This window comes from Melioribacter sulfuriphilus (assembly GCF_052656625.1).
Genome location: NZ_JBQXXK010000005.1, coordinates 12,389 through 28,224, shown reverse-complemented (window position 1 = coordinate 28,224; position 15,836 = coordinate 12,389). Strand labels below are relative to the sequence as shown.

Genomic DNA, 15,836 nt, shown 5'->3' with positions numbered 1-15,836 from the left:
TTTTATGAAACTATCCATTAAATTTTATATTCAGTATTTAATACACTGTTCAGTCCATGTTGGTCCATTTATATAAAACATACCATTTTTGTAGAATACTGGTTCAATGAAAAGTTGTTCAAGTTTTTCCCATGGTTCAAGCTTTCTATTCATACCTTTTTCATAAAACAAACAATGACCGGAACACCATAATTTTCCATCTGGGCCTTCAAAAAGAACAATATGACCCGCTTCACAATATGGATCTTCACTATCTTTGTATTGTAAATGATCGTAACCTCCTTCAATAGCAAGTTCAGGCCGATATCCTTTTTTTCTTGAACCAAAAATAGGTTCACGATTTGCGAGTTCCCATGGCCCTAATGGAGATTTTGATTTTAACAATCCAACCTCATATCCTCTTGTCCACGAAGAAAAAAACATAAAATAAATATTATCCTTTTTTACAACAAAAGGAGCTTCTATGCCACCAATCATCCAATCAGGATTTCCTTGACTTCTTTTATCTAAAAACTTCTCAAGAGGTGTAATTAATTTTCCTTTTTCCAGATCAATTTCTGCCTGAAACAGTCCATTACCACTACAATACAGGTAAACTTTTCCATCATCATCTTCGAACAAAGTAGCATCATTATTATACTGAGGGGTTAAGGGTCCATTCACTAATCTATATGGCCCTGTAATATTATCGGCAACAAATAGCCATATACTGTGTGTACTCATCCCTTTTGGATCTTCTGGAGTTACTTTACCGCTATTTACAGTAAGCCAAAATCTGTTTTTAATAAAATGTATTTCAGGAGCCCAAAACCGACCATTATAAGGACAATCAGGCGGAAGCTTTTTAGCATCGATTATCCATGAATGATGTTTCCAATGAATCAAATCATCAGATACAAGTAGTCGTACACCTGGATTTGGACCTGTCCATACTGGATGTGAAGTTCCTGTACAATACCATTTATTCTTTACTTTGATAACACAATAATCCCTCATGGATAATGATGTGTCTCTTGTAATAGGATTGGTATAACAAAAAGTTCTATCAAAATTATTTTCTGCAATATTTGCTATTTCCTGAGAAAAGGACAGGTCAAAAAAAGAAAAAAAAGTGAACAATAAGATGAGTTTTATTTTATTCATAATCTTCATTTTTTATGAAATTTTATCCAATCTACTTCTATAGGACTGTTTGCAGTAGAAACGACAACAATATTATGAATGCCAGATTCTATTTTAGAAACCTTTGATTTAATGATTCTCCATTCATTCGTTGGTAAAATGTTAATTTCTGCGATTTTCTTTCCATTGAAATGGTCTAATCGAATCTCAAGAGATCCACCATTTTCAGCATACACAGAGAAGAACACTTCATCAAATTTACCTTTTTCAAAGTCTACGGCATTGTATTGAATCCAAGCATCCTTTTCATTAAAAATAGTTTTCCATCCTTTAAATTTATTTAAAGTATCAATAAAAGTTATTGAAACCCCTTTATCGCTCACTTTACTATACCTATCAATATTTATTTCTTTAATTGCCGGGGTAATTCCAGCTCCACGCAATGTGGGTATCACTTTACGAATTGTTCCATCTTCATTAAAGAATAAACTATCGATTCTAACTGACCTGTTTTTATCGAAGTGAGGGGAATAATCGTTATGGTGGTAAAACAAATACCACTGTCCATTGAATTCAATTATAGAGTGGTGGTTTGTCCAGCAACCAGTAGACGATTCATCCATAATTACTCCGGCCATTTTAAATGGACCAAGGGGATGGTTTCCTATTGCATACTCGAGTCGTTCGGTTTTGTTTTCTACATGAGGAAAAGTTAAATAGTAAATACCCTTTCGCTCAAATACCCAGGGACCTTCTATGAGGCCTTTTTCAGGTAAATTTTTAATAACTTGAGGTTCAGAATCTAATTCCAGCATATTATCTTTAAGTTTTGCAACAAATATTTTTCCTAAAGACCAGTACAAATAAGCTTGACCATCTTTATCAATAAACACATTTGGGTCAATACCGACCACTCCTTCAATAGGTTTCGGCTGGGGAATGTAAGGACCTTCAGGTTTATCAGCAATAGCTACGCCAATCGAAAATCTTTTTCGTCCATTAGAATCAACAATATTGCTAATAGTTGGAAAATAAAAATAGTATTTTCCATTTTTTTCTATACAGTCTGGTGCCCACATACTGTAAGTAGTAGTATCAACCCACGGTACTTGATATTGCGATACAATGACTCCATGATCGGTCCAATCAATTAAATTTTCGGAAGAGAATACATGATAATCCTCCATGCAAAACCAATCGTTTCGTAAGTTTTTATTAGGTGGAACTGGAATATCGTGGGAAGGGAATACATATACTCTCCCATTAAAAACTCTTGCCGAAGGGTCGGCAGAGAATTGATTTCTGATGATCGGGTTTTGTGCAAAGACATTTTCGAAAATCAAAAATATGCAAAGAGAAATGAATATCTGTTTCATATTACTTCACTTATTTTTTACGATGTCATTAATTGCATTTCCAAGTAGAATGTAAGCGGCACATCCACTTATTGTACATTCGTTTTCACCCCACAAAAAAGGCCAATCATCTTTATTTTCCAGAAAGTCGGGTTTTAAGAGAATTAATCCAGGCGTAACACCGCCTGCGATAAAACCAAAATCGGCTCGATTGTTACTATACATGACTCTTTTCGATTTTACTCCCACAGTGGCTACAAACGAAACATTTGAATAAGGATGGCATCCGAAAAGATAATTCAATGCTCTAAATACATACTCAGGTCCAAAGATTTCTGGATAATATTTATGAGCATAATAATTTGTGATTCCCCAATTGATAACCGAAGGATTGATCCCCCAGTTTCTATACATTGAAGGTACGCCATACGGATTTTCTTTTAATAATCCGTCATTGTATTCTTTATACTTTACCACATAATCTTTTAATTTGTTTTTATACTCATCATCCATATATGGACATGCCTGTAAAGCAGGGGTAATACTCATAGGAAGAAATCGATTTAATGCTTGCCAGATCTGTTCCTTAAATTTTGTAGCATATTCTTCTTCTCGAGTGGTAATATACAATTGAAGAGCAGCATCTATTTGAATAAATCCTCTTCTAAAACCAAAAAATTGCGATGTATCAGACTGATCAAATTTATTTTTATTTTCATCCCATAATCTTTTTGCCTCTGTAAGGCAATCATTTGCCAACGAAGGATTAAAATCTTTCAAAGCACGACTTGCTGCAGCTAGCGCTGTAATGGCCTGATAATCTAAAAAAGGATTACGCATTGTAAAGGCCCATCTATCATCCATTGTACCACTGGATGTACCATCGGATTCGTAAGGTTTCAAATTTGGATTATAAGGTAGATTATCAGTAATTGTTGATGCGTCACCCAAATGATGATATTGGTGTAAATTTGAAACATTAATTCCACGAGCGGGATGGCCAATATTTTTAACCTGTGCAACAAGATTCAAAACACCATGTTCAATTTGTTGAAGTAAATCGGGCTTTCCATCAGGACGATGGATATCAACATAACGTGAGGACTGATCTATATATGTTTGGTCACGATCAACTTTGAATTTCTCCCAGGTATCAACAAAGCTCAGGATTACGCTTGTATGTGATCCAGTTTCAATGTCGAAATCACCTGCATCGAACCAACCACCTACAGCCAAACCAGGAATTCGTTGCAATGGTTTATATTTTGTATCTGTTGAATCACCCATTGCATATAAATCAAAATGCTTATGATTTGGTGGCGCCTGTAATGCATCATCTAAATAAGGAACACCGTGCCAAACACGATAGGCTTCATTTACTTTCATGTGATCCATTTGAACTGGAAACCAAATATCTAACGTAGGATGCCAGATATTTGCATAAACATTCTGGTCTATAGGAAAAGGATTTGTTTTATGTTGACCATATTGAATAAAATATAAACCATGTTCTTTTACCGAACTAAAGTTGAATTTCACATAATAATATCGAAAATAATTTCCCCATGGTATTATCTCTGAAGTATATTTCTCAATAAATTTACCATCAGGAGTAATTTGAAATAATGATGCCTTTGTTAGTGGTTTGTCGTTTTTGTCAAGCTCAATGACTGCAATTTTTTCTTGATCTGGATGATACCCTACCTGAGAAAAACCAATCACTGGCGGTCTTACCCAATCTGGAATGGTAGTAATTTGGATATGCCATTCAAGCACCTTCCCTGTTTTACCAGCAGGTAATAAACTTCTTACAACAAACCAGCCATTCTGAGCAACAATTCGACCATCGAAGAGCATCAGCTCCGATTCTGATTGAATCTTTATCCGCCGTTCATAATCCTCGGGAGCCATAATTAATGTTTTTCCTGTTGAGAAAGGATTGGGCTCAACAAATTCTCCTTTTCCTCTATCATCAAATGTCGTAAACCCTTGAAATTGTTTTATCTTTTTACTCGCCTGTTCTGTGTAAGATGAACTTATCGGGTATCGTGGAAAATAACCAATTTTTCCATCCATCAAATAGGTTTTCTCAAAATATGCAGATGGTAAAAACTCTAGATTGAAACCAGCATGTCCTTCTAATTCTTTGGGCAATGGTTTATCTAAAAATACACTAATTAATAATCCGTCTTTTTCTGATTTAACACTTATTCTGGAGTCAAAATCATATTCTTTGTACCGCAGGATAACATCAATTGTATTATTCTTTTTATCTACTTTTCTATCGAGGGTAATTGGTATCAGATCCCATTGTTCTGGTGTATGCCGGAGTCTTACCGCACCACCTGTTGCCGTCCGCACTCCGTGATGAATTATTTCTATTCCGGATGTCTTCTCATCGAAAAATATTCCATCATAATTATTGTTAAAAACAAAAACATTCGCTCCTCTGGTTTCAAAATATTCAAGATCATTTAAATAAAATTTTTGTGCAAAAGCCCCAGAGAAGCTGATTAAAAAAAACAAAATAAAAATTTTTGCTTTCATGATACTCCTTTCTTTATTTACTTGGTTTAACATTTACGATAATTCTTTTATACCTTGTCAAATTGGGTTTTCCTTTATCAGTGACTTTTAGTATAAAATGAACGGTTTCTTCTTTATTTACTTCAGGCGCTTTGATATAAACTCTACTCGCATTCTCTGCAGATTCAATCTTTACAAATTTTTTGTACGAACTTGCTTCAGGATAATTAAACCATAAAAAGCCAATATTATCGCCATCTGGATCATAAGAATCCGCTGCGTCCAACGTGAAGTATTCACCAGAATTAACCGTAATGTTTTCCGGATGTTTCAATATCGGAACAGGTGGATGATTTGCTTCTTTATATGATTTCACGCACCAATCCATACGGGCTACAAAATCATTTTGAAAATCGTCCCTCCAGCGCCATAAAGTAACTTTATTATCACAAAATGTTTTTTCATATAATTTTATTGTACGTCCATATTCACTGTGTAAATATGGAGAAAAACAATCTACAGCATTGGTCCAAATTTTTCTGGTTTCAGGCTTTTTGGGTAAACCTGAAACTCCTTTTTGTGTACTATCAAAAATTGGTTTGTAGAATTCATACCTACCTCCCCAACCACCCCAATCAGGATGCTCTGGTACATTTAAACCATTTGGGATTAGCATTAACCACGAAGGGGTGTCTCCTTCCATTCCATAAGATACATCTGGATAAAGTGCACCCAACGGACCATGCCCCTGTTGAATGTTTTGTTCTATCCATTGATTGCTGATCGTTGTATTATCAATTCCATCAACCACCGTATTAATTGCAATCCATGTGGCACTACCGTAATCATCACCGGGACTTACAATATAAAACAACTGAGGAAAATTCTCCCGAATCCAATATCCACTATCATCCTGATCTGATATCGTATAAACCCTCAGTTTTGCAATAAGTTGTTTCAATTCATTTTCAGACTTTGTTCTATGAAGCTTATATAAAGCCTGAGCCAGTGTATTGGCACCTCCCCAAATCGAGATCCACAGTGGTCGATCGTCTTTCTTTTCAAGCATTTTAATAATCCACTCTGACCCTTCAGAATCTTTTCCTTCACCAACTCCATCCATACCATAACTCAGATTTCCTTTTTTTACTTTAGATAAAAGGTCTTCCATTTCAGGAAAACCCGATTCATGCTGATTCAGATTGGGTTGAACTTTACCATATGCTTTAACAAGCTTTATTATGGATTCAGGTTCTGGATTGGTTTTCTTCCAGACGGATGTGGTAGCAATTAATCCTTCGATATCAATTACATTTGAATAAAGTAGTAATCGTATCATGGATTGGGTGTCATCCGGTTCATTTTCTATATCGGTTAACACAATTAATCTTTGCTTCTGAATAGCTTCCAAAGTGATTACTGGAAAGAGAACAAAAAGGAATAGTATTAAATAAAACTTTTGTTTCATAGATAAATGACCTCTTAATAAAAACCTATGATTTAACTAGAGGATGCAATCATCACAATTTTATGTGCATTTTTTTACCATTGTAAGCCACTGATTTGACCTTTTCATTGACTTTCAAAATTTCAAATTTTCTGGTCGTCATCATTCCGGGAAAAGCACCTTGCCTGTGATGAATTGTTAGTGTTTGGTTCTTATCGTCCCACGAAAATTTTATCGTCGAATACATTCCCTTTTCGTAATTATAATGATCCCCTTCATCCTCATATAGTATGAACTCCCCATCAGCGCCAGGATAGATACGAATTCCAAGAGTATCCCACTTTTTCTCTGTTGCATATTGTACATCAGGACCAATGGGTAAGATAGAACCAGCTTTTACGTATAATGGAATAATGTCGATAGGAGTTTCTCTGGTGATATGCTGGCCACCACTCAATTTTTCACCTGTCCAGAAGTCATACCAATGAACCCCTTTGGGTAAGTAAATTTTACATGCTCTGGCATTTGCCTCTGTAACAGGAGTTACCAACATATTTTTACCAAACATAAATTCATACGGCTGGCGAATGGCAATTGTATCATTAGCAAAATCCATAATTAATGGACGCATCATGGTTGAACCGTTTGAAGTCACCTGCCAGGCTTCAGAATAAATATATGGTATTAAACGATAACGCAGGTTTAATATTTTATGCATGGTATTCTCTACCTGAGGTCCATATTTCCAGGGTTCGGTTTCACTCATGTATCCATGTATTCGGAAAATTGGATTAAAAGCGCCCCATTGAAACCATCGAATGAGTAACTCATGATATTTCTCATCGGTGTATTGAGATCTACCGGGACGAAAAAAACCTCCAATGTCGGTTGTCCAATAAGGCATACCTGTAATGGTGTAATTTAATCCTGCCACAATCTGTCGCCTGAAAGCATCCCATGTCCCTCCAATATCTCCCGACCAGTTTATGGTGCCATACCGTTGTTGGCCAAGAAAGGCTGATCGGGTGAGGATACACACTCTTTTATAGGATGTGGTATTACGCTGTCCCTCATAAACTGCCTGATTAACAAAAAGAGGATAGGTCAATCGATAAAAATCTCCCAATCCTATATATGTTTTTGTACTGTGTAGTGCATCGTTTTCAGGTTCAGTGGCATCCATCCACCACGAATCAACACCATGAACAAAAAGATTATCTCTTAATGTTCGCCAGTATTCTTTTCTTGTTTCGGGGTTGAAATAATCGAGCCATTTGCTGTTGGGTATAAACAAATTTTTCTCCACAAACATTTTCCCTACTTCAGAATTTTTATCAGGATTTGACCAGATGGAAATGTTAAAATGGGCATTTAAATCGTGAATTTCTTTAATAAATCTGGAAGGATCAGGATAATTCGTTTCGTCGAATTGGGGTACTCCCCAGCCTCTGTTCCCCCAATATTGCCAGTCCTGTACAATGACATCCATGGGGAGCTTTCGTTTGCGAAATTCTTTTACCGTCTCTACCAGATGCGAGGCTGAGGTATAACGTTCCCTGCATTGCCAGAAACCATAAGCCCAGAGCGGAAGCAATGGAACATTGCCTGATAATTTGCGGTATGTAGCGATAACACTATCGGCAGAAGGGCCGTAAAACACAATATAGTCTATAAGCATGGCATGAGGCGAACGAAAAGTAGTTTTGTTTTCAACAGGCCTCCACGAAACAGATGGTGTGTTAGTTGATTTACAAATCACTTGAAGCGTGTGTTCTCCTGCTTTTAAGTTTACCAGAACTGATGTTGCTGGAGGAAGCCAGAAATTACTTTGATCAATACACGGCTTTCCATCGATGGCTATATAATGGCGATTTCCCATATCGCCCAGATCGAGAAAAACAGAATAATTCCCATCTTCAGGGACATAAAACTTTCCATAATAAACAGACTGATCCTGAGCAACTTTTTGCGTTCCTGATGTTGTAGTAACTTCAGCCATTCTTTTGCTGTCTGCCGAGTCCTGTTTTTCGAGCGCAATAAAATTATCGGCTGGATTAAAATCGGTCAGACCATACTGATGCCAGAGTAAGCCATAGCCTTTACTTGAATAAATAAATGGTAAAGCAATCTGACTATTTACCTGCATCAGACGCCGGGTAACTCCTTTCAAATTATAATGTCCATCCTGAAATTGCCCAAGTCCCAATAGATATTCTTCGGCTGATGTTTCAAAACTTTGTTCAACCAAAAAACAAGGTTCACCCATAATTGAATCTGGAATTAATTTTCGTGCTCCTTTTACTTCGCTCAGAAATATTTTTCCAGAATGATTAGCAAAAGACAAATTGCCAGTTTGTTTGTTTAAGAGTACCGTTATGTTTTTCAATTTTATTTCAATTGTTGACGGTAAATCTGCAACCTGAAATTCTGGAGTCTGGGCTTTCGAAATGAAAACAAGCTCAGGAATGTTGGGCTCAGAATTTACATAAAATTTTATTCTGACAGCATTGTGAGATAAAGGGATAATACTCAGAGTACCAAGAGACAAATCAACAATAAGTCGATCCTGTTTTTTATTATAACTTTTTACTACTTGAGCCTTACATAAAGCCTGAAAAAAGATTCCAGCTATAAAAAAAACAATTATATAAATATTTTTTGCTTTCATGATATTTATTTCACGTGGATTAAAACCTCTGCTGATTGCAATCCTTCAGATTCTGCCGAAAGATGGATTGTTCCTTTTTCAGCCATGGATTGAACAACAACAAGACACAGCCCATGAAATGCCTTTCGTTCGCTGGTTTTGAAATACTCATGACTAACAGGATTGCCGTTGTCCACTCCTGCAATAATGCCCTTGCCTTGAATTTTAAATTTCACAAGGTTGTCGGCATTTGGACAAACACGGCCTTCCCTGTCGACAATTGCCACTTTGATAAACGAAAGATCCTTACCATCAGCGCTGATTTCGGTTCGATCTGGGCTCAGGAGGATTTTGGCAGGCGCACCTGCGGTTTGAACTTCGTCCGTGCACACCACCTTGCCTTTATTTTTCGCAACGGCTCTTAACGTTCCAGGAACATAAGGAACTTTCCATTCCAAATGTAAATCATCTGTGTCAGAGAATTTCTTTTCGCCAAGTGATTTTCCGTTTAAAAACAATTCCACTGATTCACAATTGCTGTAACACCAGACGGGAATCTCCTTTCCCTCAAAACCTTGCCAGTTCCAGTGAGGAAGAATGTGCACCATGGGATTGTCTGTCCACTGACTCTGATAAAGGTAATAACGGTCTTTCTGAAATCCACATCGATCCACAATGCCAAAATACGAACTGACCGACGGCCAACCAAAAGGTGTTGGCTCGCCAATGTAATCAAAACCTGTCCATACGAATTCACCTGCAACCCACGGCGAATTTTTGATTGCCTTGAGGACAGTTTCTGCTCTATTTGCCCAATTAGGAACAGTAATGTCGTACGAAGTGCACTGGTTGTTCAACTCTTTTACAATCTTAAGTGTATCTCCATCTTGGACCAGGTTATATTCTCCACGGGTACTGACAGTCGAAGCAGTTTCAGAAGCAATTAATTTTGCTTTTCCTTTGAGTGTTTGATAAAACTGAATGTTATAATTAATGCCTAACACATCGAGCGGTTTTGCAAAACCACTTTCGACAGCAATTCCCGGATTATTGCATGCGGAAGTAATAGGCCGAGTTGGGTCTTCTTCACGGCAGATATCTGCAAGTCGCTTCGCCATTTCGTACGCGTTGGCATTGTCCTGTTCAGGAATTTCATTGCCAATGCTCCACAGAATAATGCTGGGATGGTTTCTGTCGCGACGAATCATGTCTCGCAAATCTCTTTCTGACCATTCATCGAAAAAGCGACCATAACCATACATTGTTTTTGACTTCTTCCACTCATCAAATGCCTCATCCATCACGAGAAATCCCATACGATCACATAAATCGAGCAACTCAGGCGCTGGCGGATTATGACTTGTGCGGATGGCATTACAACCCATGCTTTTCATAATTTCCAGTTGACGCTCAATTGCCCTTTTGTTTACTGCAGACCCAAGGCATCCAAGATCGTGATGGAGACATACCCCTTTAATGGGAACATGTTTTCCATTTAAGAAAAATCCTTTGTCTATGGTAAATTCAAATGTACGAATTCCAAAAGGCGTGTCATAGGTATCCACAATTTTACCATTTACATATACTTTCGACTTGACATGGTAAAGAAAAGGATTTTCTAAAGTCCATAATTTGGGTTTTGACAATTTTATCGATTGTTTGAAGGTGCAGATACTATCTACTTCAACCTCTTGCGTTGAAGAGATGCTTCCACACTTGTGCCCCTCGTCATCTGTGATGATTGATTCAAGCTTCACGATTTGAGAAGAGTTAGACTGATTATGAATTTTTGTTTCGATTCGAATGATGGCTTCACTTTCAGACACAACCGGAGTCGTCACATACGTTCCCCAATGTGCGATATGAACCGGATCAGTTACTTTTAATCGCACATTACGGTAAATTCCAGCACCTGAATACCAGCGCGAGCAAGGCTGTTGCACATTCACTCTCACTGCCAGAACATTTTTTTCTTCGCCAAATTTCAGATGGGGAGTCAATTCATACTGAAAGCTGGAATAGCCATAAGGTCGATTACCAAGGTGAATACCATTGATCCATACATCGCTGTTCATATATACGCCATCGAATTCAATGAAAATTCGTTTACCCCGAATACTTTCAGGAAGTCCGAACATTTTTCTATACCAACCAATGCCTGCATTTATATATCCTGCACCACTACCTCCCGGGCAAGTGGATTCAAAAGGACCCTCGGTCATTTTTACGCCTTCATCATAAATCCCGCCCCCCATAATTCCGTCGAACACGCGAACAGCAATAAGATTCTTACCTCCATAGTGAATAATTTCATGGGGAACTTTATACCTTCTGATTGCATCCCATGCAGTGACATAGTTGGGCGGAAAAGAACCCATGCTACCCACTTTCACACCGTTAAAATAGGTCTCATCGATATCATCGATTTTACCGAGATTGATATAAATATCCTTTCCACTTAATTCCGCAGGGATATGGAGCTCACGGCGGAACCAACCAAACACATTATCTTGCGTATAGTTCGAATGTTGTTCCCAGGTCGAGGGAAGATTTACAATCTGCCAGGAACTGTCATCTCTATCGGGGTTTTTCCAATCCAGGTTGTCGCCTTGATTGAATTTCCATTCTCCTTTCACAATATTGAATTCTGGCGCCTCCTCTTTTTTTGTTATGGACTGAGCAAGCCCTTCAATGCTCCAGTCGTGGGGCAGATTAATTAATTTCCAGTTAGAATCATCATACAAAGGATCTTGTCCATTCCGAACATCGCCAAAATTGAAATACCATGATTTAGTAAAAAGCTCCATTGTCTGTGGTTGTCCGAAGGAAATTGGTATCATTGCTGAAACACTAAAAAAGATGATGGTGAAGTAAGATAGTATTGAAGAAGTATTTATTTTCATTTTATTCTCTTAATTCTTGATAGTAATTTTTATAGACTTCATATTTTTAGAATCTGATGTATTGCCATACAATACTTCGTACTTTCCGTTACTAACACACATTTTTCCAATAGTGCGATCATAAAATTCAAATGCATTGTAAGGTAAATAGATGATCGAATTAACTGTTTTTCCAACTGGCACATTGACTCGTTGAAAACCTCTTAATGTTTTAATTGGTCCTTCTGTATCGTTTAACTTACGTATATAAACCTGAACTATCTCAGTACCATCACGTTTACCGGTATTTGTAACAGGTATTGTGAGTTCAATCGATTCATTTGCTTTTATTTTTGTTTTGTTAATTTTCGCATCACCTATCTTGAAAGTAGTATAGCTCAAACCGAAACCAAATGGGAACAGCGCATCGTTGAAAAAGCGGTACGTGCGATTTTTCATTGAGTAATTTTCGAAATCCGGAAGCTGATCGCTACTCTTATAAAATGTGATGGGCAGTTTCCCTGAAGGATTGTAATCGCCGAAGAGAACATCGGCAACAGCTTGACCGCCAGATTCACCAGCATACCATGCCTGCACGATTGCTTCACAAGTTTCGGTTTCAGGGGTTAAGGCAATAGCAGATCCAGAACAATTGACAAAAATTATCTTTTTGCCAGCAGACTTTAACGCTTTCAAACAATTGCGCTGAACCGAAGGCAATTCAATGTTTGTGCGATCCCCACCTTTAAAACCAGGATAAGATACCGGCATCTCTTCGCCTTCGAGTTTACTCGACAAACCTCCAACAAATACAACCAGATCAATACCATTAAGTTTCTTAATCAAATCTGTATAATCTACATCCACTTCTTTCCCAAAATCAAATTCAATGTTTGCCTGCCAATTGTACATCTGGGCATATCGAATTTCGATATGATACTTTTTGCCAGCTTCCACTTTAAAAGGTATACGCGATGGTAACGTACGCCAATTATGATACCTCTGAATTGAAGTACCATTGACAAAAAGTTCAAAGTATCCTGTAGCTCCACCTTTGAATACAAGCTCTTCTGAAACTTTTGGAATAAACTCGGTTTCATATTTAGCAGAGAATCCCTCGAGCTTGACTCCAGACGCAAATTCATGCTGACCAGCAGTAGTTAGTTTGATTGGATGCGTTATTTGTTGGATAGTCACCACATTGCCACTAAAATCCGGTGTATTCCAATAAGTCGCTTTAAATCCCTTTTTCCCTTCAAAAGAACACTGATCGAAATAACTCTGTGTCACTTTATCTTCTACCAGATCACATCCTTTATCGTAAAGAATTTTATCAGGAGAAAGTTTAGATTGAATTCCTTCAAGAATTGTGATTGTTCGTACAGGCTTTCCATTATAATTTCCCCAGAGCATTTCTTCATCGTTAGCATTGGGACCAATGACAGCTAGCTTTTTAATAGAAGATTTTTCCAGAGGTAAGATATTATTTTTATTTTGAAGCAAAACGATTGATTGACGAGCCATATCGAGAGCAAGTTTTCGGTGTTCTTCATTATTGACAACGGATATTGGAATTTTTGTCCATCGAACCAGGTTATCGTTGTCGAATTCACCCAGATCGAAACGGTTTTTCATAACACGCATCAAACGGCTGTCGAGTTCTTCTTCGGTGAGCAATCCTTTTTCAACAGCTTCGGGCAATTTTTTATAAACGTGATTATCCCATTGGCATTCAAGATCGGTTCCAGCCAGAACAGCTTTGGTGGCAGCCTGGACAGCATCGGGTGTAACTTTATGACTGGTAAAAAAATCTGTAATGGCGCCACAATCTGCAACAACAAGATGTTTGTAACCCCACTCGTCACGTAAAATTTGTTGTAACAAATGTGAATTACCACAACAAGGCTCATCATCAAGGCGATGATAAGCACACATGACCTGACGAACATCAGCTTCCTGAACCAAAGATTTAAAAGCAGGGAGGTAGGTTTCGTATAAATCGCGAGGATCGATATTGTTTAAGTTTATCCTGTGTCTGCTCCATTCAGGTCCTGAATGCACGGCAAAATGTTTAGCACAAGCCAACAATTTTCGATACCGAGAAGTATCGGGTCCTTGTAATCCTTTAACCACAGCTACACCCATACGCGACATCAAGTAAGGATCTTCACCATAAGTCTCCTGACCTCGCCCCCAACGCGGATCGCGGAAAATGTTCACGTTGGGTGTCCATACAGAGAGACTCAGAAATCGTCTGTTTTCTCCTCCTCTCCGAATCATTTCATGGTACTTTGCTCGTGTTTCATCAGAAACAGCGTTGAAAATTTGATATACCAATGCATCGTTAAAAGATGCCGCCATGCCGATAGGCTGAGGGAATACCGTAACACTGTCGTTATTAGCCAAACCATGAAGGGCTTCACTCCACCAATTAAATTTTTTTATACCCAATCGTGGAATAGCATCAGACACATCACACATCAAAGCCGCTTTCTCTTCAAGAGTGAGGCGAGAAATCAAATCTTTTGCTCGTTCTTCCGAACTTAAATTTGGATTTTGAAAAGGGAATTGTTGCGCATTGATTTCAATAACAATCAAAAATGCTACAATAAAATATTTATATTTCACCATGGTACTCTCTTCTTATTATTTTTGAGTGGAACGATCAATTTTTGAATAAAAGTTGAGCAAATTGATAAAGACTTCGCCGCCAGCTTTGCCATTCATGTGCTGTGTTTGGAGAAACATAAAAATGAGCGTTGATGCCAGCTTTTTTAATGGTCTCTGTAGCTTCTTTAGGATCACCGCCAAATGGTCCGCCCATGGGTCTATTTTTCATACCTTCGATTTCTCTACCGCCAAAACTTACAAATACTAATTTCACTTTTTCTTTAAATCCAGGTGTGTTATTAACGTCATCCATAGTAATACTTCCACCGCTGAATAGTCCAATATGAGAGAAAGTGTCAAGATTCTTCAAGGTTATCATTTTAGTTTCCATCGCACCCATTGAAAGTCCAGCCATCGCGCGATATGGTTGCTCCTTAAGTGTGCGAAAATTTGCATCAATATACGGAATGAGTTCATCAACCAGAACTGTTTGGAATGGCTTGATATCGAAATTTCTCAATCCACCGAATTTGATTTCGTTCGTCATACCATAGGTCATCACAATGATGAAGGGCTTGGCTTTTCCTTCTGCAATCAAATTATCCATAATGAGATTTACTTTCCCTTGATTAGGCCAACCTGTTTCATCTTCACCCCAACCATGTTGAAGGTAAAGCACCGGATAACGCTTTTTTAAATCTTTATCATAATCAGGTGGTGTGTACACGAACGCACGTCGAATTGTATTTGTACTTTTTGAATAGAAAAGAATTTGTCGCACCTGTCCGTGAGGAACATTTTTCAATGCATAGAAATCTTGATCGTGAGCTGGTATTTCTATTCCACTTCCCCAGCGCATGGCACCATAAAAATACAAACTACCCGGGTCAGGAACAGCGGCTCCATCTATCCACAGCTGGTAATAGTGAAATCCTTCATCCTGGGGAGCTGACTCGCCAGTCCAAACGCCCGCTGTATCTTTTACCAAATCGTATTTTACACCACCAATATCGAGTTGTACACGCTTGGCTTCAGGAGCTGAAATCCTGACACGAACTCTGCCCTCAGAATTCACCTGTGGATATTCCTTACCAGGCTGATTGGTTGAAGCTGGTTTAAAATCCTCAACGATCGGCTTGTCTGTTTGAGCAAAGCAAATTCCACTGATCAATAGGAAAATCAACAATATTGTTAATTGTTTTTGTTTCATGTTTTAATCCCCCATAAATAGTTTTTGTTGGTTTATG

General features: G+C 38.0%; 8 protein-coding genes. All 8 read right to left on the bottom strand.

The genetic code is table 11. The annotated features are described in order from the left end of the window. Nucleotides 1–30: 30 nt before the first annotated feature. The 8 genes from ACUN8G_RS07370 to ACUN8G_RS07335 are packed head-to-tail and all read right to left on the bottom strand — an operon-like array spanning nt 31 to nt 15,799. Nucleotides 31–1,143 (bottom strand): glycoside hydrolase family 43 protein, encoded by a 1,113-nt coding sequence (locus ACUN8G_RS07370; protein WP_437346401.1) that lies wholly within the window; start codon nt 1,141–1,143, stop codon nt 31–33. A gap of 5 nt (nt 1,144–1,148) precedes the next feature. Next, nucleotides 1,149–2,498 (bottom strand): family 43 glycosylhydrolase, encoded by a 1,350-nt coding sequence (locus ACUN8G_RS07365; protein WP_437346402.1) that lies wholly within the window; start codon nt 2,496–2,498, stop codon nt 1,149–1,151. A gap of 6 nt (nt 2,499–2,504) precedes the next feature. After that, on the bottom strand, nt 2,505–5,024 hold the full coding sequence (locus tag ACUN8G_RS07360) for a glycoside hydrolase family 9 protein (RefSeq protein WP_437346403.1): 2,520 nt from the start codon (nt 5,022–5,024) through the stop codon (nt 2,505–2,507). A gap of 13 nt (nt 5,025–5,037) precedes the next feature. After that, nucleotides 5,038–6,471, bottom strand: a complete 1,434-nt coding sequence (locus tag ACUN8G_RS07355; RefSeq protein ID WP_437346404.1) for a DUF1593 domain-containing protein — start codon at nt 6,469–6,471, stop codon at nt 5,038–5,040. 52 nt (nt 6,472–6,523) lie between these two features. Then, on the bottom strand, nt 6,524–9,118 hold the full coding sequence (locus ACUN8G_RS07350; RefSeq protein ID WP_437346405.1) for a glycoside hydrolase family 31 protein: 2,595 nt from the start codon (nt 9,116–9,118) through the stop codon (nt 6,524–6,526). 5 nt (nt 9,119–9,123) lie between these two features. Then, the gene (locus ACUN8G_RS07345) at nt 9,124–12,000 is read right to left on the bottom strand and encodes a glycoside hydrolase family 2 TIM barrel-domain containing protein (RefSeq protein WP_437346406.1); all 2,877 of its coding nucleotides are present in this window, start codon (nt 11,998–12,000) and stop codon (nt 9,124–9,126) included. 9 nt (nt 12,001–12,009) lie between these two features. Continuing rightward, nucleotides 12,010–14,610: a xylan 1,4-beta-xylosidase gene (gene xyl3A, locus ACUN8G_RS07340; RefSeq protein WP_437346407.1), complete on the bottom strand. Its 2,601-nt coding sequence runs from the start codon at nt 14,608–14,610 to the stop codon at nt 12,010–12,012. A 34-nt stretch (nt 14,611–14,644) separates the two neighbouring features. Then, nucleotides 14,645–15,799 (bottom strand): alpha/beta hydrolase, encoded by a 1,155-nt coding sequence (locus tag ACUN8G_RS07335; protein WP_437346408.1) that lies wholly within the window; start codon nt 15,797–15,799, stop codon nt 14,645–14,647. Nucleotides 15,800–15,836: the final 37 nt, after the last annotated feature.

Coding starts and splice junctions, on each gene's coding strand:
- ACUN8G_RS07370 (WP_437346401.1), bottom strand. CDS start 1,143: ATGAATAAAATAAAACTCATCTTATTGTTCACTTTTTTTTCTTTTTTT.
- ACUN8G_RS07365 (WP_437346402.1), bottom strand. CDS start 2,498: ATGAAACAGATATTCATTTCTCTTTGCATATTTTTGATTTTCGAAAAT.
- ACUN8G_RS07360 (WP_437346403.1), bottom strand. CDS start 5,024: ATGAAAGCAAAAATTTTTATTTTGTTTTTTTTAATCAGCTTCTCTGGG.
- ACUN8G_RS07355 (WP_437346404.1), bottom strand. CDS start 6,471: ATGAAACAAAAGTTTTATTTAATACTATTCCTTTTTGTTCTCTTTCCA.
- ACUN8G_RS07350 (WP_437346405.1), bottom strand. CDS start 9,118: ATGAAAGCAAAAAATATTTATATAATTGTTTTTTTTATAGCTGGAATC.
- ACUN8G_RS07345 (WP_437346406.1), bottom strand. CDS start 12,000: ATGAAAATAAATACTTCTTCAATACTATCTTACTTCACCATCATCTTT.
- xyl3A (WP_437346407.1), bottom strand. CDS start 14,610: ATGGTGAAATATAAATATTTTATTGTAGCATTTTTGATTGTTATTGAA.
- ACUN8G_RS07335 (WP_437346408.1), bottom strand. CDS start 15,799: ATGAAACAAAAACAATTAACAATATTGTTGATTTTCCTATTGATCAGT.